At 74.1% G+C, this 19,051-nt stretch carries 14 protein-coding genes; 4 read left to right on the top strand and 10 right to left on the bottom strand.

Annotation, left to right across the window (positions count from 1 at the left end):
• The first annotated feature begins 23 nt into the window (after positions 1-23).
• The gene (locus tag ACGFIA_RS16695) at positions 24-656 is read left to right on the top strand and encodes a phosphotransferase (RefSeq protein ID WP_357470947.1); all 633 of its coding nucleotides are present in this window, start codon (positions 24-26) and stop codon (positions 654-656) included.
• Here the strand turns inward: ACGFIA_RS16695 and ACGFIA_RS16690 are convergent.
• The 4 genes from ACGFIA_RS16690 to ACGFIA_RS16675 form a co-directional block, all read right to left on the bottom strand.
• A complete protein-coding gene (locus tag ACGFIA_RS16690; RefSeq protein WP_357470950.1) occupies positions 623-2,056 on the bottom strand; it encodes a protein kinase in 1,434 nt (477 codons plus the stop codon). The two genes, ACGFIA_RS16695 and ACGFIA_RS16690, sit on opposite strands and share 34 nt — an antisense overlap.
• 62 nt (positions 2,057-2,118) lie before the next feature.
• Complete coding sequence (locus ACGFIA_RS16685) at positions 2,119-2,955, bottom strand: SAM-dependent methyltransferase (protein WP_357470953.1); 837 nt, start codon at positions 2,953-2,955, stop codon at positions 2,119-2,121.
• Between the two features lie 76 nt (positions 2,956-3,031).
• On the bottom strand, positions 3,032-3,919 hold the full coding sequence (locus ACGFIA_RS16680) for a helix-turn-helix transcriptional regulator (protein ID WP_357384281.1): 888 nt from the start codon (positions 3,917-3,919) through the stop codon (positions 3,032-3,034).
• Between the two features lie 104 nt (positions 3,920-4,023).
• Positions 4,024-4,281, bottom strand: coding sequence for a DUF397 domain-containing protein (locus tag ACGFIA_RS16675; protein ID WP_013285958.1), 258 nt, complete (start codon positions 4,279-4,281; stop codon positions 4,024-4,026).
• Positions 4,282-4,507: 226 nt separating this feature from the next.
• On the opposite strand from ACGFIA_RS16675, the gene ACGFIA_RS16670 reads away from it, so the two are divergent.
• Positions 4,508-5,143, top strand: a complete 636-nt coding sequence (locus ACGFIA_RS16670) for a GGDEF domain-containing protein (protein ID WP_357384036.1) — start codon at positions 4,508-4,510, stop codon at positions 5,141-5,143.
• Positions 5,144-5,161: 18 nt separating this feature from the next.
• On the opposite strand, the gene ACGFIA_RS16665 is transcribed toward ACGFIA_RS16670, so the two are convergent.
• The gene (locus ACGFIA_RS16665; protein WP_357384034.1) at positions 5,162-5,656 is read right to left on the bottom strand and encodes a type II toxin-antitoxin system PemK/MazF family toxin; all 495 of its coding nucleotides are present in this window, start codon (positions 5,654-5,656) and stop codon (positions 5,162-5,164) included.
• A gap of 182 nt (positions 5,657-5,838) precedes the next feature.
• Between ACGFIA_RS16665 and ACGFIA_RS16660 the strand changes: the two genes are divergently transcribed.
• Positions 5,839-6,351 (top strand): NUDIX domain-containing protein, encoded by a 513-nt coding sequence (locus ACGFIA_RS16660; RefSeq protein ID WP_357384031.1) that lies wholly within the window; start codon positions 5,839-5,841, stop codon positions 6,349-6,351.
• Between the two features lie 31 nt (positions 6,352-6,382).
• Complete coding sequence (locus tag ACGFIA_RS16655; RefSeq protein WP_357470956.1) at positions 6,383-7,597, top strand: hypothetical protein; 1,215 nt, start codon at positions 6,383-6,385, stop codon at positions 7,595-7,597.
• On the opposite strand, the gene ACGFIA_RS16650 is transcribed toward ACGFIA_RS16655, so the two are convergent.
• From ACGFIA_RS16650 to ACGFIA_RS16630, 5 genes are all read right to left on the bottom strand, one after another.
• Positions 7,543-9,189 (bottom strand): DUF885 domain-containing protein, encoded by a 1,647-nt coding sequence (locus ACGFIA_RS16650; RefSeq protein WP_357384027.1) that lies wholly within the window; start codon positions 9,187-9,189, stop codon positions 7,543-7,545. The genes ACGFIA_RS16655 and ACGFIA_RS16650 overlap by 55 nt on opposite strands.
• A gap of 95 nt (positions 9,190-9,284) precedes the next feature.
• A complete protein-coding gene (locus ACGFIA_RS16645; protein ID WP_357384025.1) occupies positions 9,285-14,771 on the bottom strand; it encodes an amino acid adenylation domain-containing protein in 5,487 nt (1,828 codons plus the stop codon).
• Entirely contained in the window at positions 14,771-17,896 is a 3,126-nt protein-coding gene (locus ACGFIA_RS16640; protein WP_393260713.1) for an amino acid adenylation domain-containing protein, read from the bottom strand. Before ACGFIA_RS16640 ends, ACGFIA_RS16645 begins: the two co-directional genes overlap by 1 nt.
• Complete coding sequence (locus tag ACGFIA_RS16635; RefSeq protein WP_013285950.1) at positions 17,893-18,081, bottom strand: MbtH family NRPS accessory protein; 189 nt, start codon at positions 18,079-18,081, stop codon at positions 17,893-17,895. The genes ACGFIA_RS16640 and ACGFIA_RS16635 overlap by 4 nt, the downstream gene beginning before the upstream one ends.
• Position 18,082: 1 nt before the next feature.
• The gene (locus ACGFIA_RS16630; RefSeq protein ID WP_357384021.1) at positions 18,083-19,036 is read right to left on the bottom strand and encodes a TauD/TfdA family dioxygenase; all 954 of its coding nucleotides are present in this window, start codon (positions 19,034-19,036) and stop codon (positions 18,083-18,085) included.
• Between the last annotated feature and the right edge of the window lie 15 nt (positions 19,037-19,051).

Raw genomic sequence — 19,051 nt, 5'->3', positions numbered from 1 at the left:
ACGGATCGCCTACGCTCGGCGGGATGGCACCGTCGAAGGGCACCGGCCCGGCACCGGCCGGCTTCCCGGTGGCGACCCCACTCGCCACCGGCCGCACCGCCGACGTGTGGCTGCTGCCCGGCGGGCAGGTGCTGCGCCGCTACCGCGACGGTGGCGACGTGCGCGCCGAGGCCGAGGTGATGCGGCACCTGCACCGGGCCGGCTATCCGGTGCCCCGGGTGCACCACGCCGAGGGTGCCGACCTGGTGCTCGACCGGGTCACCGGCCCGACGCTGGTGGAGGCGTTCCACGCGGGCGCCGTCACCGCGCGAGCGGGCGCCCGCATGCTGGCCGCGACCGGTCCGGTGGTCATCGACTGGACCGACAGCGCCGAGGGGCCGCCGGCGCTGGACCGGACGACGACAGCGCTGATCCTCGCGGAGGTCGCCGGCGCTCCGGGTCACCCGCTGGCGGCGGCGGCAGGTGAGTTGCTGGCCGCGTACGCCGCCGTCTCCGGGCCGCTCGACCGGCTGGCGGAGGCGGTGCGGCACCGTGCCGCCGGTCACGCGCCCGATCCGGAGCTGCTGCCCGAGGCGGCGGCCCTGGTGACGGAGACGATCCGCGCTGTCGCGCCTCCGGCGGGTCAGCCCTCGTCGGCGCCGCGCAGCCGCTCGTAGCCGTCGAGCAGCTTGCGCAGCCCGGCGGCGGTGACCGCATCGATCTTGTCGTCCTCGGCCGCGTCGTCGATCTTCTCGCGCAGGTCCTCGACCCGCTTGCCCCTGTCCTTCGGCTTGCCCCGGTCCAGCTCGGCGGCCTTCTTGCGCAGGTCGGCGGCGGTCTTGCGGTCGATCAGCCCGACCGACTCGGCCCGGTCGAGCAGCTCACCGAACCGGTCGCCGAGCTGACGCAGCGTCACCGGCTCGGACGCCGTCGACGGGGGCGCGGCGCTGCTGGGCTCGGGGGCCGGCCGTTCGGCGGCGCCGGTCGACGGGCCGGCGGTGGGCGCGGCGGCCGGCGGCGTACCGGAGCCGTCACCCCACACCAGCGAGCCGACCACCACGAGCAGCAGCACCACCGCACCGGCCACCAGCAGCCCGAACAGCCGGTTCGACGAGACCGCCGGACGCGGCGGCGCGACGGGACGCCCCGGCGGGCGGGACGCGGCGACAGAGGGCCGCTCGACGAGCGTGGGCGGGTGCGCCACCGGCGCCACGGTGGGCAGGATCGCCGTCGGCGGGTCCACCGGGCGCCCCGCACCGAGCCGCTCGGCGAGCCGGGCCGCTGTGGGCCGGCGGTCCGGTTCCAGCGCCAGGCAGGCGAGCACCAGGTCGGCGATCTCCGGCGGCAGGCCGGGCACCCGCGGCGGCGGCACCGCCGGCCGGTTGCGCCGCACGTCCAGCACGTCGTCCCAGCTGCGCACCGGCAGCGGGGCCCGGCCGGTGAGGCTGCGGTACAGCAGTACGCCGAGCGCGTACACGTCGCCGGCCGGGTTCGCCGGGCCCGGGTCGAGACGTTCCGGGGCGAAGTAGGCGGGCGTGCCCATCAGCAGCGCGCCGGTCTGCCCGGTGACCGGGTGCGGGCCGGCCGGCGCGGCGATGCCGAAGTCGAGCACCTTCGCGCCGGTCTCGGTGAGCATCACGTTCGCCGGCTTGACGTCGCGGTGCACCACGCCGATCCGGTGCGCCGCGGCCAGCGCCCCGGCCACCTGCCCGGCGGTGCGCACGGCGTCCGGCCAGGCCAACGGACCACCCGCCAGCCGGTCGGCGAGCGTCTGCCCCTCCACCAGCTCCATCACCAGGTACGGAACCACGACGCCGCCGTCCAGCGTCGCCTCGCCGTAGTCGTACACCTGGGTCACGTGCGGATGGGTGAGCCGCGCCGCCGCGCGGGCCTCGCGCTGGATCACCGCCCGCAGTTTCGGGTCGGCGGCGAGCTGCCCGGCGAGGGCCTTGACCGCGACGGGCCGGTGCAGCACCTCGTCGTCGGCCCGCCACACCTCGGACATCCCGCCGAGGCCGATGCGTTCGCGCAGGACGTACCGGTCGTGCAGGCGCAGGGCGGGCGTGAACGGCGACATGATGCCTCCAGTCTGCCCGTGCGGCCCCCCGGCCCGTCAACCGCCTGGCACGCAGCCCCGGGTCAGGGTTTGCGGGCGACCCCGCCGTACATGCTGACGTCGATCACCGACGGGCGCGGCTCCGGCTCGCCGTCGGCACGCCACTCGGCCACCGAGCAGACACCCGGCTCGACCAGTTCCAGCCCGTCGAAGAAGCGGACGAACTCCTCCCGGCTGCGCAGGTTGATCACGCCGTGCGGGCCCCCGCCGCGCGCCGCCGCCTTCGCCTCGACGGCCACGTCGGGCGGCAGGTAGTCGTGGGTGGCGTGCGAGGCTGCCAGGTAGCTGCCGGCTGGCAACGCGTCCAGCAGGCGGCCGACGATCGTGTACGGATCCTCGCCGTCCGGCACGAAGTGCAGCACCGCCAGCAGCATCAACGCCACCGGCTGGGACAGGTCGAGCGTGCGGCGCAGATCAGGGTGGGCGAGGATGCGTTCCGGGTCGACGAGGTCCGCGTCCAGGTAGGCGGTGGCGCCCTCGGCGGAGCTGGTGAGCAACGCGCGGGCGTGGGCCAGCACGATCGGGTCGTTGTCGACGTAGACCACCCGGGCGCGCGGGTCGGTCGACTGCGCCACCTCGTGCGTGTTGTCGGCGGTGGGGATGCCGGTGCCGATGTCCAGGAACTGGCGGATGCCCGCCTCGCCGGCCAGGTGGCGCACCGCGCGGCGCAGGAACCGCCGGTTCTCCAGCGCGCTGAGCCGGATGGTCGGGAACCGCGCGGCCATGGCGTCGCCGGAGTCACGGTCGGCCTGGAAGTTGTCCTTCCCGCCGAGCCAGTAGTTGTACCGGCGGGCGGGGTGCGCCACCGTGGTGTCTATCCGGCCGGACTCGGGTGCCGTACCTGGTGCTTCGCTGGTCAAGGCCGCCTCCACGACTCGCGTGCCACCGTCCACTGTCTTCGGTCGCCGATCATGCCACGGCCCGCCATCGAGCCGGTCAGGCCGGGTAGAGCTCGTCGCGCAGGCGGGTCAGCAGCTCCGGCGTCCGCTCCGGCGGCACGGCCTCCACGCACAACCGTTCCATCGCCTCGGCGTAGAAGTCGAGGTCGTCGCGCTTGTCCAGGTAGATCGCGCTGGTGAGCTGCTCGATGTAGACGATGTCGGGCAGGTCGGCGTCGCCGAAGCGCAGGATGCTGAACGCGCCACTGGCCGCCGCGTGCCCGCCGGCGGCGAACGGAACGATCTGCAACCGCACATGCGGGCCGGAGGTCGCCTCGATCAGCGCGTCCATCTGCTCCCGCATCACCGCCGCGCCGCCGATCGGGCGACGCAGCACCGCCTCGTCGAGCACCGCCCACAACTGCGGCGGGTTCGCGCGCCGCAGCAGATCCTTGCGCTGCATCCGCAGCTCCACCCGCCGGTCCAGCTCCGCCACCGATGCGCCGCGGTGGCCGAGCAGGATCACCTCCCGGGCGTACGCGGCGGTCTGCAGCAGGCCGGGCACGAACTGCACCTCGTAGGTGCGGATCATCGCGGCGGCCGCCTCCAGGCCCAGATAGGACTGGAACCAGGGCGGGAGCACGTCGCCGTAGCGGTGCCACCAGCCCGGGTTGTTCGCGTCCTGCGCCAGCTTGAGCAGCGCAGCGCGGTCCTCCGGGGCGGTGACGCCGTAGAGCGTGAGCAGGTCGGCCACGTCGCGCTCCTTGAAGCCGACCCGGCCGAGCTCCATTCGGCTGATCTTCGACTCCGACGAGCGGATCTCCCAGCCGGCGGTCTCGCGGCTGACCCCGGCGCTCTCCCGCAGCCGGCGCAACTGCCCGCCGAGCAACATGCGCAGCACTGTCGGACCGCTTGTCGGACCACCCTCGACGGGCACCGTCGCCACCTGACCGCCCTCGCATCCCGGCCGCACCGGCCGGGCACCCTCCCGGCCGACGAGTAAGCATGCCATGAACCGACAGTGAGGTGAACTCCTCCGTACGGACGGAGTCAGTCCCGTGTACGGGACGGCGGGATGAGGTGGTCGAAGTCGCCGTCGCGGGCGCCGAGCACGAACGCGGCGATCTCGTCCACCGTGTAGATGAGTGCCGGCCCTTCGGGGTGCCGCGAGTTGCGGACCGCGATGCCGCCACCACCGGGCAGCTCGGCCAGTTCGACGCAGTTGCCGCTGGGGTTGCTGCGACGGCTCTTCAACCAGCGCATCGGTGGCAACTCGGTCACGGGCACGCCGTTCGGGGGTTGCTGCATGGGCGTCCTTCGGGAATGAGCCAGCCGAGGCCGCGGGGAGGGGCGGTGGGTGGCGACGTCTGTCGACTGAGGAGTGAGATGCACGTGCATCTGCTATTGCATCTGCAATGGACAGAGAGCATGATAACCGAAATACGGTGTGCCGGTTCGCTCACGTACGGTGACCCGAGCCCGGCCCCGGGGATGCCGCTTCGCGCGGCTACGGGACTGCGGTGAGGAGGACGCGTTGGCGGATCCGATGACCATCGCCTCCGGCATCTCCGCGGCGGGCGCGCTCGTCTCCGCCTGGCAGTTGCGCCGCCGCGCCCTACGCGCCGAAGCCGAGATCGAGCTGCTCCAGGCCGAGCTGGCCGCCGAGCGGCACGCCGCCAGCCACGACCCGCTCACCGGGCTGCCAAACCGCCGCGCGTTCTTCCGCCTGGCCGCCGCCCTGCTCACCGACCCGGCCGGTCAGCCCCTCGTCGCGGTCGTGCTCGACCTGGACAACTTCAAGCAGGTGAACGACCGCTACGGGCACGCCGCCGGAGATCAGGTGCTGGTCAGCGTGGCACAACGGCTGGCCGCGTTCGCCGGCAACAACCCGGTCGCCCGCCTCGGCGGCGACGAGTTCGCCGGCCTGCTGGCCAGCCCGACGGCGGACCGCTGGTGGATCGAGCACGCCACCCGGCGGCTCTGTGAGGCGCTCGCCGCGCCGATCCCGCTGGGGGCGCGCAGCATCCAGGTCACCGCCTCGGTCGGGCTCGCGCCCGTGCACTGCCCCACGCAGCTCACCGACGCGCTCTGCCGCGCCGACGCGGCCATGTACGAGGCGAAGACGCTCGGCGCCGCCCGCCCGACCCGCCAGCTCGTCGCGGAGTGCTGACCGGGCCCTACCCGGTGGTCAGCGCCAGCCGTAGCCGGCGCGCAACGCCGCACCGACCCGGTCGAACCGGGGCCGGTCCAGCACCGCACCCTCGCGGCGGATGCCGTCCTCGCGCATGGTGAGCACCCGGTCCAGGCGTACCCAGCTCGGCCGCTTGTCCCGGTCCCACTCCCCCGGGCCGAGCGCCAGCCAGTGCCGCTGGCCGTCCCGGTCGCTCTGGCTCGACAGCATCAGCCCGAACAACGTGCGGCTGTGCCGGCCCACCACCAGCACCGGGCGGTCCTTGCCCTGACGCGGGTCGTCCTCGTACGGCACCCACGTCCAGACGATCTCGCCCGGGTCGGCCTGCCCGTCCGGCTCCGGGGCGTACGACAGTTCGCGGCGCTGCAACGCGTTGACCTGGCGGCGGCGCGCGACCTGCGCCGGGATCGGCCCGCCGGTGCGGGCGGGGGCGGGCGCCACCCGGGTGATCCGGCCGAGCTTCGACGCCACGTTCTTCAACAGACCTGCCACGGCGGGCAGCCTATCGGGCGGGGTGCGTCCGCTACCGGCGAGGTGGCCCGCGTCGTCGACACCGGCTGAGTGGGATCGGCGCCGGGCGGCGCACCCGGGCGTCCCCCGCGCTGGGCGATGTTAATAAGGGGCCCTTCTACTACCGGAGGCGTTAACAGGGGGCCCTTCCTTACTCTCTAACCGTGGAGTTGCCCGACGATCTGCCGCTGTTCGAGCGCAGCGCGGTGCGGCTGGTGGTGCTCGACGCCGCCGACCGTCTGCTGCTGTTCCACACCCGCGACCCGGACCACCCGGACCTCGGCGTGTGGTGGGAGCTACCCGGCGGCGGGCTGGACCCGGGCGAGACGTACCGGGAAACGGCGGTCCGCGAACTCCGCGAGGAGACCGGCATCGCCATCGGCCCGGACGAGGTGGGCGCTCCCACCTGGCGGCGGCGGGCCAGCTTCCGGCACCGGCAGCGCCGGCACCTCCAGGACGAGGTGGTCGTGACGGTACGGCTGCCCGGCCCCGGACCGGACGTGGACGAGGCGCTGCGGCTGGACTACGAGGTGGAGGACTACTTCGGGTTCCGCTGGTGGCCGCTGGCCGAGGTGCTCGCCGAGCGGCCGCGCTGCTATCCCGGGCGGCTGCCCGAACTGCTGCCCGCGTTCCTGGCCGGCGCGGAGATCGACGAACCGTTCGAGCTGTGGTCCTGACACGGGGGGTCCCGGCGGGCACAGTGGAGCGGTGACTCCACTGCGCGCACCCCTGGCCCGTTACGCCGAGCGGCTGCACCGCGCCGCCGGTGACACCCACCACGCCGCCTCGCCGCTGGGCGCCTGGCTGCTGCTGGCGCTGACCGGCCCGGCCGCCACCGGCGACGCCCGCGCGGCGCTGGCCGAGGCACTGGGCGTCGACCCGGACGACGCCGCCGCCGAGGCCCGGGCGCTGCTCGCCGCGCCGCACCCGATGGTCGCCGCGGCCACCGCGCTGTGGGAACTCGCCCCGGCGGCGGAGCTGGACGCCTGGCGGGCCGCCCTGCCGGAGAACACCGAACGTGGTGCGCTGCCCGACCAGGCGGCGCTGGACGCCTGGGCGCGGGAGCGTACCGGCGGGCTGATCGACCGCTTCCCGGTCGACCTCGCCCCGGACACGCTGCTGATCCTGGCCAGTGCCCTGGCCACCCGGGTGTCGTGGGCCGACCCGTTCGACACCGCCCCGGGCACGGAACTGGGCGCGGGCAGCGCCTGGTCCGGGCGGCTGAGCCGGGTGCTGCGTACGCCGCCGTCCGGGCACCGCTGCTGGGTGGCGGCCACCGACCGGGCCGGTGACGTGGCGGTGCACGCGGTGCCGGCGCAAACCGGCGACGACGGCGCCGGCATGCTCGTGGTCTCGGTGGCCGCCGCACCCGAGGTGCCCGCCGCCGACGTGCTGGCCGCCGCGCAGGAACTGGCGAGCGCCGCCGCGCTCATCCCGGACTCCACGCCGGACCGCCGGCCGCTGTTCGACCTGCCGCTTGGCGAGACGCCGCTGTGGACGGTGCGGGAGAAGCCGATCCGCACGTTCGCGGCGGACGGCCGGGAGGAACGCGCCACGGCGGTGCTGCCCTGCTGGTCGGCGCGGAGCCGGCACGATCTGACCGCGCCCGGGTTCGGCTTCGACGCGGCGGCCCGGGCGCTCGGCGAGCTGCTGGGCCTGGCCGCGCCGGGTTTCGACGCCGCGCAGTCCGCAGTGGCCCGGTTCGGCCGCTACGGCTTCGAGGCCGCCGCGGTGACCGCGTTCGGCATGGTGGCCGGCATGCCGCCGGAGGGTGTCGCCCGCGTCGCCGAGCTGCGGTTCGGTCACCCGTACGCGGTGGTGGCGGTGACCACCGACCCGGCCGGCGGGCCGTGGGACGGCCTGCCCGTCTACTCCGCGTGGGTGGCCGACCCGGAGGAGCTGCCCGCCGACGACGCCGGATAGACGGCGAGCGCGCTCGCGAGCTGGTCCAGTCCCAGCGAACCGAGTTCCAGCGCCCGGTTGTGGAACGCGCGCCGGTCGCCCGGGAAGGCCGCGCGGCCGTCGCGCCACACCCGCTCCCCCACCTTGTAGGTCAGCGCCTGCCCGGGCCGGCCCAGGTACCGGGCCAGTTCCAGTGGTGCGTAGGGCCCCTGGTGGCAGCGGTCGCGCAGCAGGTCCAGCGCGGCGTCCGGCGTCCACGGCGTGCTGCCGGACGGCATCGGCAGGCGCAGGTGCAGGCCGATGTCGAGCACCACCCGGGCCGCCCGCAGCAGTTGCATGAACAGGTGGCCCAGCCGGGTGCCCGGCTGCTCGTAGAATCCGAGTTCGTCCATGAGCCGCTCGGCGTACAGGGCCCAGCCCTCCTGGGCGCCGGAGAGCCCGCCGAGCAGGTTCAGCCGCTGCCCGGGGCCACCCCGGCACGCCTCCGAGCCGAGGTGCAGGTGGTGGCCGGGGACGCCCTCGTGGTACGCGGTGCTGTACGCCCACCAGGTCGAGAAGCGCTCCTGCCCGTCGGGCAGCAGCCACGAGACCCGGCCCGGCCGGGTCAGGTCCCGCGACGGCCCGATGTAGGCGGTGCCGCCGGACGTGGTGACCCGTGACTCGATGCGCCGCAGCGGCGCGGGGATGTCGAAGTGGACGCCGTGCAGCCGCTCGGTGGTGGCCTCCAGCAGCTCCTGGAGCCAGGCGGCGAACTCGTCCCGGCTGCGCAGGACGCCCGGCGCGTCGGGGCGGTCGAGCCGTTCCCGCACCTCGGGCACGGTGCCGCCCAGGGCCTTCGCCTCCGCGACGATGTCCGCCTCGATCGCGGTGAACTCGTCCCAGCCCCACGCGTACAGCTCGCGCAGGTCCGGTTCCGCGCCGAGAAAGGCCCGCACCCAGAGGGCGTACCGCGCCGGGCCGAACGCCTCGTCGTCGTGCGCCCGGGGCGCCAGGTCCGCGGCGAGCGTCGCGGCGAATCTCCGGTACGCCTCCCGCGCGTCCTGCGCCGCCGCCTGCAACGAGGCGCACTGCGGGCCGTCGCCGTACCGCTTCACCAGGGCGATGTCGTCGTCGAGCCAGGCGCGGCAGCGCCGCGTCACCAGTTCCACCTGACGCCGCGCCGGCAGGTGGCCGCGCGCGGCGGCGAGCAGGAGGCTCTGGCCGTACCCGTCGAGTGCGGCCGGGATCGCGGCCTGGCGCGCGCCGACGCGGGCCCATCCGTCCTCGTAGGCCGTGCCCCCGGCGTCGCGGCCCGGCACCGCGGACTCGACGCACTGGCGGATGAGCTGGAGCGGGCCGGTGGCCGCCACGTGCAGTTCCCGCAGGTCCTCCCCGGCGTCGTGGAAGGCGATCCGGGCGCGCAGCCGTTCGGCGAGGTGGGCGTGCAGCGGGGTCGCGGGCAGCGTCTCGATCCGGCGCAGGGCGCGGGCGGCGAGATCGGCGCGGGCCTGGTGACCGTCCGGGCTGTAGTCGGTGAGCCCGTCGACGTCCTGTTCACCGGCCTCGACCACGGCGGCGCACGGATCGAGGCGCCCCGTCTCCCGCAGCAGCGCATCGATGACGTCGTCGCTCACCACACCGATGCTAGCCCCGGTGATCAAGGAGTTCGTGCCGCCCGGAAGGCCCGGAACGGACACGAACTCCTTGATCAACCAGGTGGGCGGCGGGGTCAGACCGAGGCGAGTTCCTTCTTCTCGGCCTTGGCGGCCAGGCGCTTCTCCCGCTCCTGGGCGCCGATCAGGTCGTCCGGCAGGGAGTCCTCCACCTCCAGGTCGAACCGGCGCAGCAGCCGGATCGCGAACCCGCCGAGCGTGACGAGGATCAGCGCCGCGCCGAAGCAGATGTACGCGAAGCCGATGCCCCGGCCCGGCCCGGTGCCGATCACCGCGCCCACCGAACCGGCCAGCGCCCCGCCCGGGGCGAGCATCGGCTCGAACAGCGCGGTGGCGCCCGGCGCGAGCAGCGCGAACCCGATCGGCAGCGTCGACCAGGAGATGGTCTGGTTGAGGCTGAACACCCGGCCGTGGAAGCGCTGCGGCACCTTCACCTGGACGATCGTCGCGTAGATCGACTGCGCGGTGGTCATCGACATGGCCAGCCAGCAGAAGCCGACGCAGATCATCGCCACCGACGCGTCCAGGCCGATCAGCACGCAGCCGATGGCGGTGCCCAGGTTGCCGATCAGCACACCGATCATGCGGCGCTTGCGCGGACCGCCCCACAGCGACATGAGCACGCCGCCGAGCACCGCGCCGACCGCCTCGGCCAGCGCCACCTGCGCCACCTGCGTCGGGCTGCCGAACGACAGCACCAGCGGCGTGATGAGCACCAGCGCGGGCGCCAGGAAGATGTTGCCCAGCGCGAAGTAGCCGAGCATCAGCCGGAACCCGCGGTGCCGCCAGGAGTAGCGCATGCCGTTGGCGATGGCCACCAGCAGGCGCTCCTTGGGCCGCCAGCCCAGCGCGTCCGGGAAGCGGACCACGGCGAGGGTGAGCACCGCGAACACGTAGCTGGCCACGTCGACCAGCAGGATGCCCTTCAGCTCGATGGTGGCGAGCAGACCGGCCGCGAACGCCGGCATGAGCAGCGTGGCCACACCGGTGGAGAGCTGGGTGATGCCCATGGCGTGCCCGAGGTAGCGCTTGGGCACCAGCTGCGGCACCGCCGACTGGAACGCGATCCGCTGGAACGAACCGGCCACCGAACTCAGCGCCACCAGCATGTAGATGTGCCAGAGCACCAGGTTGTCGGTCCACAGCAGGACGGCAAGCACCAGCTGCACCGAGCCGGCGAAGCAGCTCGCCGTCATCATGATCCGGCGCCGGCTGACCCGGTCGACCAGCGCGCCGGCCACCGGCAGCATGAGCACACCGCAGATCAGCGCGAGCGCCCAGAGCAGGCCGAGGTTCGCCACCGAACCGGTGCGGTTGAACAACCAGATCGGCAGCGCGAACGCGGTCAGCGCGGAACCGGTGCTGGAGATGAGCTGGCCGGTCGTGATGGCCATGAACCGGCCCATGCTCGGCTTGACCGTCTTGGTGGGCTTGCGGTCCTCCCCCACCCGCAGCGTGTCGGCCACCACCCAGCCGGCGTCCTCACCGCGGGCCTCCGGCGTCAGCGCGCCGACGTCCCCGGCGGCCACCGCCGGGTGCACCTGGGTGACGATCTCGGCCAGTTCCTCGGCCCGGTACTTGAGGAAGAAGTGCCCGGCCTGGTCGAGCACGACGAGGCCGAGCGTGTCGCTGAGGAACTGCCACTCGGCGTACCGCTCGCGGTAGTAGTCGGTCACCGGGTCCTCGGAGCCGACCACCGAGATGATCGGCGTACGGAGCTTCGTCGCCTGCTGGTCCAGCAGCCGGGTGAAGTACTCCTCCGAGGCGCGGGAGTCGGCCCGCATGTTGCTGATGATCCGGTCGGCCTGCTCCGGCTCCAGCTCGTCGGTGTCCACACCCATCGACTTGAGCCAGCTCGCCGAGTGCCTGTTGCTGCTGAGCCGCTCCAGGCGGTCGCGCAGCGCCGCGATCACGCCCTTCGGGCGGGCGAACGGGAACATCGCGCCGATGTACACGGCCTCCAGCTCCCGGCCGGCCGCCTCCACCTTGCGGGCCACGTCGGCGAGGATGGCGCTGCCCACGCCGCAGTGGCCGTACAGCGCGATCGGCCCCTCGACCCGCTCCAGGATCTCGTCGGCGACCCGGCTGGTCAGCTCGTCGAACGGCAGCGCGTCCTCGCTGAGACCCACGTCGTGGCCGGGGATCGCCAGCGACCACAGCCCGTACCCGGCCGGCAGCGCGTCGGCCAGCGGCTGGTAGACGATGGCGCTGCCGCCGCCGTACGGGACGCAGACGTACGTCAGCACCCGCTTGCCCGCCGGGATCGGCTTTGTCAGCTCGTAGAGCAGCCGGCGCGGCCCCGCCTGGTCGGCGTCGCCGGAGATGAACGCGGCGAGGTCCCGGATGGTGCGCTGCTGGAACAGGTCCATCACGCCGACCGCCCGGCCGCCCAGCTCCGCCTTGCGGATCCTGGCGACGACCTGGGTGGCGAGCATCGAGTGCCCGCCCAGGTCGAAGAAGTCGTCGTCGATGCCGAGCGTGTCCACGCCCAGCACCTCGGACCAGATCGCGGCCAGCGCCCGCTCGGTGTCGTCGCGCGGCTCGACGAGCGCCACCGACGCCTCGCGGGTGACCACCGGCGCCGGTAGCGCCTTGCGGTCCAGCTTGCCGTTCGGGGTCAGCGGCAGCGCGTCGAGCGTGACGAACGCGGCCGGCACCATGTACTCCGGCAGCGTGTCCTTCAGCGCCGCCTTCAGCGCGGCGTGCTCGGCCTCGCCGACCAGGTACGCGGTGAGCCGCTTGTCGCCCGGGCTGTCCTCGCGGACGATCACCGTGGCCTCGGTGACGCCGGGCTGCTCGCGCAGCGCGCTCTCGATCTCGCCCAGCTCGATGCGCAGGCCGCGCAGCTTGACCTGGTGGTCGATGCGGCCCAGAAACTCGATCACCCCGGCGCCGTCCGGGCCGACGACCCAGCGGGCCAGGTCGCCGGTGCGGTAGAGGCGGGCGCCCGGCTCGAAGGAGTTCGGGTCCGGGACGAACTTCTCCGCCGTCAGCGCCGGCCGGCGGTGGTAGCCGCGGGCCAGCCCGACGCCGCCGATGTGCAGCTCACCGGCCACCCCGACCGGGCACTGCGCGCCGGACGGGTCGAGCACGTGCAGCCGCAGGTTGGCGATCGGCGCGCCGATCGGCACGCTCGTCACCTCGGCGAGCCGCCCCGGCTCGCAGGCCCAGGCGGTCACGTCGATGGCCGCCTCGGTCGGGCCGTACAGGTTGTGCAGGCCGCACCAGGGCAGCCGGGCGGTGAAGTCGGCCGCCGAGGCCAGCGGCAGCTCCTCGCCGGAGCAGATCACCCGGCGCAGCGCGGTGGCCGCCTCCACGCCGTCCTCGGCGAGGAAGACGGTCAGCATCGACGGGACGAAGTGGGCGGTGGTGATCCGCTCGGACACCAGCAGGTCACGCAGGTAGCCGGCGTCCTTGTGGCCGCCCGGCTTGGCCAGCACCAGGCGGGCGCCGGTGCGCAGCGGCCAGAAGAACTCCCACACCGACACGTCGAAGCTCGCCGGGGTCTTCTGCAGCACCGCGTCGTCGGCGCCGAGGCCGTACGTCTTCTGCATCCAGTCGAGCCGGTTGACGATGCCCCGGTGCGTGTTCGGCACGCCCTTCGGGCGGCCGGTGGACCCGGAGGTGTAGATGACGTACGCCAGGTTCTCCGGACCGGCGGCGGGCGCCGGGTCGGTCTCGGGCTGACCGGCCCAGACCGTGGCGTCGTCGAGTTCGAGCACCGTGGCGCCGGTGTCCGGCAGCACGTCGCGCAGGTGCGACTGGACCAGCACCACCGGCGCGTCCGCGTCGCCGACCATGAACGCGAGCCGGTCGGCCGGGTACTCCGGATCCAGCGGCAGGTACGCGCCGCCGGCCTTGAGCACGCCGAGCAGGCCGGCGACCAGTTCCACGGAGCGTTCCGCGCAGACCCCGACCAGGGTCTCCGGGCCGACGCCCGCCGCGCGCAGCCGGTGCGCGACGCGGTTGGCCTGCGCGTTCAGCTCGGCGTACGTGCGGCTGTGCCCGTCGATGGTGACCGCTACCGCGTCCGGGGTGACCGCGGCACGCCGCTCGATCGGGCCGTGCAGCGTCTCGTCGCGCGGGAAGTCCGCCGCGGTGTCGTTCCAGGCGGCCAGCAGCTCCCGCTCGGCGGCGGGCAGCAGCGGCAGCCGCGACACCGGGGTGTCGGGCGCGGCGACCACCGCGTCCAGCAGGGCGGTCCACCGCTGCGCCATCCGCTCCACGGTGGCCCGGTCGAACAGGTCGGTGTTGAAGACCAGCTTGCCCCAGAGCCCGTCGACGGTCTCCACCGCGTGCAGCTCGAAGTCGAACCGGGTGGCCCGCAACTCCATCGGGGTCCAGGAGAACGTGACCTCGTCGGTGCGGGACACGCCACGGAAGCGGCCCATCTCGTAGTTCTGCAGCACGAACATCGTCTGGAACACCGGGGAGCGGCTGACGTCACGCGGCAGGCCCAGCTCGTGGACCACCTTGGCGAACGGCACCTCGCCGTGCTCGAACCCGTCGAGCACGGTACGGCGGGTGCGCTCCAGCAGCTCGGCGAACGTCGGGTCGCCGGCCAGGTCGGCGCGCAGCGGCAGCATGTTGATGAACATGCCGACGACGTTCTCCAGCTCCGGCGCGGACCGGCCGGCCACCGACGCGCCGATGGCGAAGTCGTCCTGGCCTGCGTGCCGGGCCAGCAGCACCTGGTACGCGGCGAGCAGCGTCATGAACAGCGTGCCGCCGCTGTCGCGGGTGAGCGCGTTGAGCGCCTCGGTGGCGGCCGGGTCGAGCTGGAACTCGACGAAGTCACCACGGTAGGTCTGGGTGGCCGGGCGGGCCCGGTCCAGCGGCAGCTCCAGCGGGGTGATGCCGGCCAGCCGCTGCTTCCAGTAGTCGACGTGCGCGCGGGCCTGCGGGCCGTCCAGCTCCTGCGCCTCCCAGACGGCGAAGTCGCCGTACTGGATCGGCAGGGCGGGCGGCTCACCGCCCCGGTAGAGCGTGATCAGGTCGCGCAGCAGCACGTCCACCGACCAGCCGTCGCCGACGATGTGGTGCTGGGCGAGGAACAGCACGTGGTCGTCGGCGGCGAGCCGGATCAGCAGGGCCCGCAGCAGCGGCCCGTTCGCCAGGTCGAACGGCTCGGCCGCCGCCGCGTCGACGAGCGCCTGCGCGGCCGCCTCGTCGGGTGCGTCCACCACAGTGAGCGGCACGTCGGCGGTGTCCGCGACGACCACTGTGGGACGGCCGTCGGCGTCGGCCGGGAAGCGGGTGCGCTGCGACTCGTGCCGCTCGGCGAGCCCGGTCAGCGCGGCGCGCAGCGCGTCCACGTCGAGCGGCCCGCGTACCCGCAGCGGCACCGCGATGTGGTACGCCGCCTCGCCCGGGGCGAGCTGGTCCATGAACCAGACCCGCTCCTGGGCGTACGACAGCGGCACCTCGGCGCCGGACGGGCGGGGGGTGATCCGGGCCGCGGGGGCGGTCTGGCGGGCGCGTAGCCGTCGGGCGATCAGCGCCTGCCGGGCCGCCTCGCGGGCCGGATCCTTCAGGTCGGTCATCAGTTGGTTCCCTCTTCCGCCGCGAGCAGCGCGGCGACCTCGGTGTCGGAGAGCCCGTCGAGTTCGGCGGCGATCCGCGCCTCGATCTGGGCGGCCAGGTCCGCCACCACGGGGCTGCTGAACAGCGCCCGCATGGGCAGGTCGACGTCCACCTCCGCGCGGATCCGGGCCATCGCCCGCATGCCGCGCAGCGAGTTGCCACCGAGGGCGAAGAAGTCGTCCAGGGCGCCGACCTTCTCCACCTGGAGGATGTCGGCGTACACCTCCGAGACCAGGGCCTCGGCCTCGGTGCGGGGCGCGACGAAGCTGTCCTGCGCCGGTTCGGCCGCCGCCGGGGCGGGCAGCGCGGCGCGGTCCAGCTTGCCGTTCGGCGTCAGCGGCAGCGCGTCCAGCCGGACCAGGGCGGCCGGCACCAGGTGCGCCGGCAGCTCACGGGCCAGCTCGGCGCGGACCGAGTCCTCGTGGGCCGGGCCCACCAGGTAGCCGACGAGCATCGGCTCACCGCCGTCGGTGCGGACCGCCGCGGCGGCGGCGCGCACGTCCGGGTGGGCCAGCAGCGCGGCCTCCACCTCGCCCAGCTCGATCCGCATGCCGCGCACCTTGACCTGGTCGTCGCGGCGGCCCAGGTAGTCCAGCGTGCCGTCGGCACGCCAGCGGGCCAGGTCGCCGGTGGCGTACATCCGGGCGCCGGGCGGGCCGTACGGGCAGGGCAGGAACCGCTCGGCGGTCAGGCCGGGCCGGTCGTGGTAGCCGCGCGCGAGCTGGGTGCCGGTGACGTACAGCTCCCCCACCACGCCCGGCGGCACCGGCCGCAGGGCGGCGTCGAGCAGCAGCGCCCGGGTGTTCCAGGTGGGCGCACCGATCGGCACCGGCCCGGCCGGGACCGGCTCGCCGGGAGCGATCCGGGCCGCGACGCAGCCCACTGTGGCCTCCGTCGGGCCGTACTCGTTGATCACCGCCACGTCGGGATGCGCGGCCCGCCAGGCGGCGAGCTGCTCCCCGGTCAGCGCCTCGCCGCCGATCACCAGGTCGGCCGTCGGCGACAGCTCGCCGTCGAGCAGCGGCAGGTGGCTCGGCGTGACCTTGAGGAACGCGGGCCGGCCACCGGCGCGGGCGGCCGCGTCGTCGATCGCGGCGAGCCGTACCGTGCCGCCGGCGGTGAGCGTGCCGAGCAGGCCGGTCACGGTCAGGTCGAACGACACCGGCGAGTGCAGCAGCGCCACCCCGGCCAGCCCCGGGTAGGTGGCGCGGGCCCACGCCAGGTACGCGGTCACCGCCCGGTGCTCGACCACCACGCCCTTCGGGCGGCCGGTGGAGCCGGAGGTGTAGAGCACGTACGCCGGGTGCTCCGGGCGCAGCGGCGCGACCCGGTCGGCGTCGGTGAGGTCGTCGCCGGACTGGTCCGAGCCGACCTCGCCGTCGAGCACCAGCGCGTCGCCGGGCACCACGGCGGCGGTGTCCGGCGCGGTCACCACCAGCGCGGGCGCGGCGTCCGCCAGGAGGTACGCGATCCGGCCGGCCGGGTACGCGGTGTCCACCGGCACGTACGCGGCGCCGGCCTTGAGCACCGCGAGCATCGCCACGACGAGGTCGCAGGAGCGGGGCAGTGCCAGCGCGACCCGGGTCTCCGGGCCGGCGCCGCGCGCCACGAGCAGCCGGGCCAGCCGGTTCGCGGCGGTGTTCAGCTCGCCGTAGCCGAGCGTCACGCCGTCGCAGACCAGCGCCGCCGCGTCCGGGGTGGCGGCGGCCTGCCGCTGCACCTCGTCGACCACAGTGGTGACCGGCACGTCGTGGGCGGTGTCGTTCCAGGCTTCGAGCACCCGGTCCCGCTCGGTGTCGGTGAGCAGCGGCAGCGCGCCGACCGTACGCTCCGGCTCGGCGACGGCGGCGGCGAGCAGCCGCACGTAGCGGCTGACCACGGTCTCGGCCGTGGCCCGGTCGAACAGCTCGGTGCGGTACACCAGGCGGCAGTCGCCGGTGGTGATGTCGAAGGCCAGGTCGTCCTTCGTGGTGCCCAGCTCCACCGGGTCGAGGCCGGAGTCCGGGATCCAGTTCAGCGCGGTCTGGAAGATCGGCTGCACCGACGGGTCCCGCTGCGGGTCGACCGCCTCGACGATCTTCTGGAACGGCGTCTGCCCGTGCTCCATCGCGTCGATCAGGCCGTTGCGGACCCGGCCGAGCAGCGCCGCGAACGCCGGGGCGCCGGAGACGTCGCAGCGCAGCGCCACCGGGTTGACGAACATGCCGATCAGCGGCGCCAGCTCCGGGTTGTCCCGGCCCGCGGTGGAGACGCCGACCACCACGTCGGTGTCGCCGGAGATCCGCGACAGCAGCGCCGCGAATCCGGCCAGCAGCACCATGTACGGGGTGGCCTGCGCGCCGGTGGCCAGCGCGCCGACGCGGTCCAGCAGCCCGTCGGGCAGCGTGAAGCGCACCTCGTCACCGGCGAAGCCGAGCTGGGCCGGGCGGGGCCGGTCCAGCGGCAGGCCGGTGACCGCCGGCGCGCCGGCCAGGTGACCGGTCCAGAAGGCGAGCTGCCGGTCCAGCTCCCCGCCGGTGAGCTGCTGGCGCTGCCAGACCGCGAAGTCGGCGTACTGGATGGGCAGCTCGGGCACGGCGGGCTCGGCGCCGGTGCGCGCGGCCTCGCAGAACGCGACCAGCTCGGCGTGGAACAGCACCGCCGAGTGGCTGTCGAAGACGGCGTGGTGCACCACGAACGCCAGTGCCAGCCCTTCGGTCATGCGGATCAGCCGGGCCCGCCACAGCGGTGCCGCGTCCAGCGGGATCGGCGTGCGGGCCATCTCGCCGCGGATGCGCTCGAACTCGGCCCGTTGCTCACCGGCCGGCAGGTGGGTGATGTCGGTGACGGGCAGCGGCGCCGGTTCGTGGGCGCGCACGACCTGCACCAGCGCGCCGTCGTCGGTCCGCAGGTGGGTACGCAGCGCCTCGTGCCGGGCGACGACCCGGTTGACCACGTCACCTGCCGTGCCGGCGTCCACGCCGGCCGGGAACAGCCACGGGAAGGACACGTTGAACACCGGCGAGCCGGCGTCGAGCTGGTTGGCCATCCACACCCGCTCCTGGGCGTAGGAGGCCGGGAAGGTCCACTCCTGGCTCGTGCTCATGAGAGGGCCTCGCGCACCGAACGGGGACGCATGTCGGTCCAGACCTCGTCGACGTGGGCCAGGCACTCCTCGCGGCTGCCGGCGAAGCCGGTGTCGTGCCAGCCGGCGGGCAGGTCCCGGTCGGCCGACCAGATCGAGTACTGCTCCTCGTCGTTGCGGACGACCAGGAATCGGGGTTCGGCCATGTCAGTTCGCTCCAGCGGTCTCGGGGGTGTACGGCTCGGCCATCGCCACGGCGATCTTGCGGGGACCGGTGAACGGTTCCCGGCCGTGCGCGGCGGTCATGTTGTCCACCACCAGCACGTCGTCGCGCTGGTAGTCGAAGCGGACGGTGGCGGCCCGGTAGGCGGCGCGCAGGTGGTCCATGACGTCGGCGGGGATCTCGCCGCCGTCGCCGTAGTAGGTGTTCGACGGCAGCCCGTCGGCGCCGAACATGGCCAGCAGCCCCTCCTGGTAGTCAGTCGGCAGGGTGCTGAGGTGGAAGAAGGTGGCGTGGTTGAACCAGCGCGGCGTGTCCGACCCGGGCCGGTGGTGCACCACGTCGCGGACCGCGCGGGTACGCAGGCCGTCCTTGCCGACCCACTCCACGGTGATCCCGTTGTCCGCCGCGTACGCCTCGACCTCGGTGCGGCTCTCGGTGTTGAACACCTCCTGCCAGCGGGTGCCGAAGTCGCCGTGGAAGTTGCGCACCAGCATCCACCGACGGCGGACGAACTCCTCGCGCACCGCCGGGTCGATCAGCTCGTACACCCGGCGCACGTCGGCCAGCGGCGTGGCCCCCTGGGTGTCCGGCGGTGTGACGCAGTAGAAGAACAGCGTCAGCGGCCAGCGCGCCTGGTACGAGTTCTCGTTGTGCAGGAAGATCTCCTCGTCCGGCGGGTAGTCGGTCGAGGTGTAGACCCGGCCCTTGATGGAGTGCCGGGGCGAGGAGCGCTCGGTGTAGGTCAGCGGCTCGCCGGCGAGCGCGCGGACGGCCTGGTCGAAGCCGTCCACGCCGCCCACGTCGAAGCCGCGGAACAGCAGCCCTCCACTGGCGACGAGGGTGTCCCGCAGCTCGGCGCGCCGGGCCGCGATCAGGTCGGTCAGCGCCCGGCCGTCGCTCTCGACGACGACCGGCAGCGTCGCGGTTGTCTCGCTCATGGTGCGGTGTCTCCT

The sequence above is a fragment of the Micromonospora sp. NPDC049203 genome (assembly GCF_043197215.1).
Lineage (GTDB): Bacteria > Actinomycetota > Actinomycetes > Mycobacteriales > Micromonosporaceae > Micromonospora.
This window is presented reverse-complemented; position numbering and strand designations above follow the sequence as displayed.

What these genes read in the sequence shown, in the direction of transcription:
- ACGFIA_RS16695 (WP_357470947.1), top strand. Translation starts at nt 24, where the DNA reads ATGGCACCGTCGAAGGGCACCGGCCCGGCACCGGCCGGCTTCCCGGTG.
- ACGFIA_RS16690 (WP_357470950.1), bottom strand. Translation starts at nt 2,056, where the DNA reads ATGTCGCCGTTCACGCCCGCCCTGCGCCTGCACGACCGGTACGTCCTG.
- ACGFIA_RS16675 (WP_013285958.1), bottom strand. Translation starts at nt 4,281, where the DNA reads ATGCAGCAACCCCCGAACGGCGTGCCCGTGACCGAGTTGCCACCGATG.
- ACGFIA_RS16645 (WP_357384025.1), bottom strand. Translation starts at nt 14,771, where the DNA reads ATGACCGACCTGAAGGATCCGGCCCGCGAGGCGGCCCGGCAGGCGCTG.
- ACGFIA_RS16640 (WP_393260713.1), bottom strand. Translation starts at nt 17,896, where the DNA reads ATGAGCACGAGCCAGGAGTGGACCTTCCCGGCCTCCTACGCCCAGGAG.
- ACGFIA_RS16635 (WP_013285950.1), bottom strand. Translation starts at nt 18,081, where the DNA reads ATGGCCGAACCCCGATTCCTGGTCGTCCGCAACGACGAGGAGCAGTAC.
- ACGFIA_RS16630 (WP_357384021.1), bottom strand. Translation starts at nt 19,036, where the DNA reads ATGAGCGAGACAACCGCGACGCTGCCGGTCGTCGTCGAGAGCGACGGC.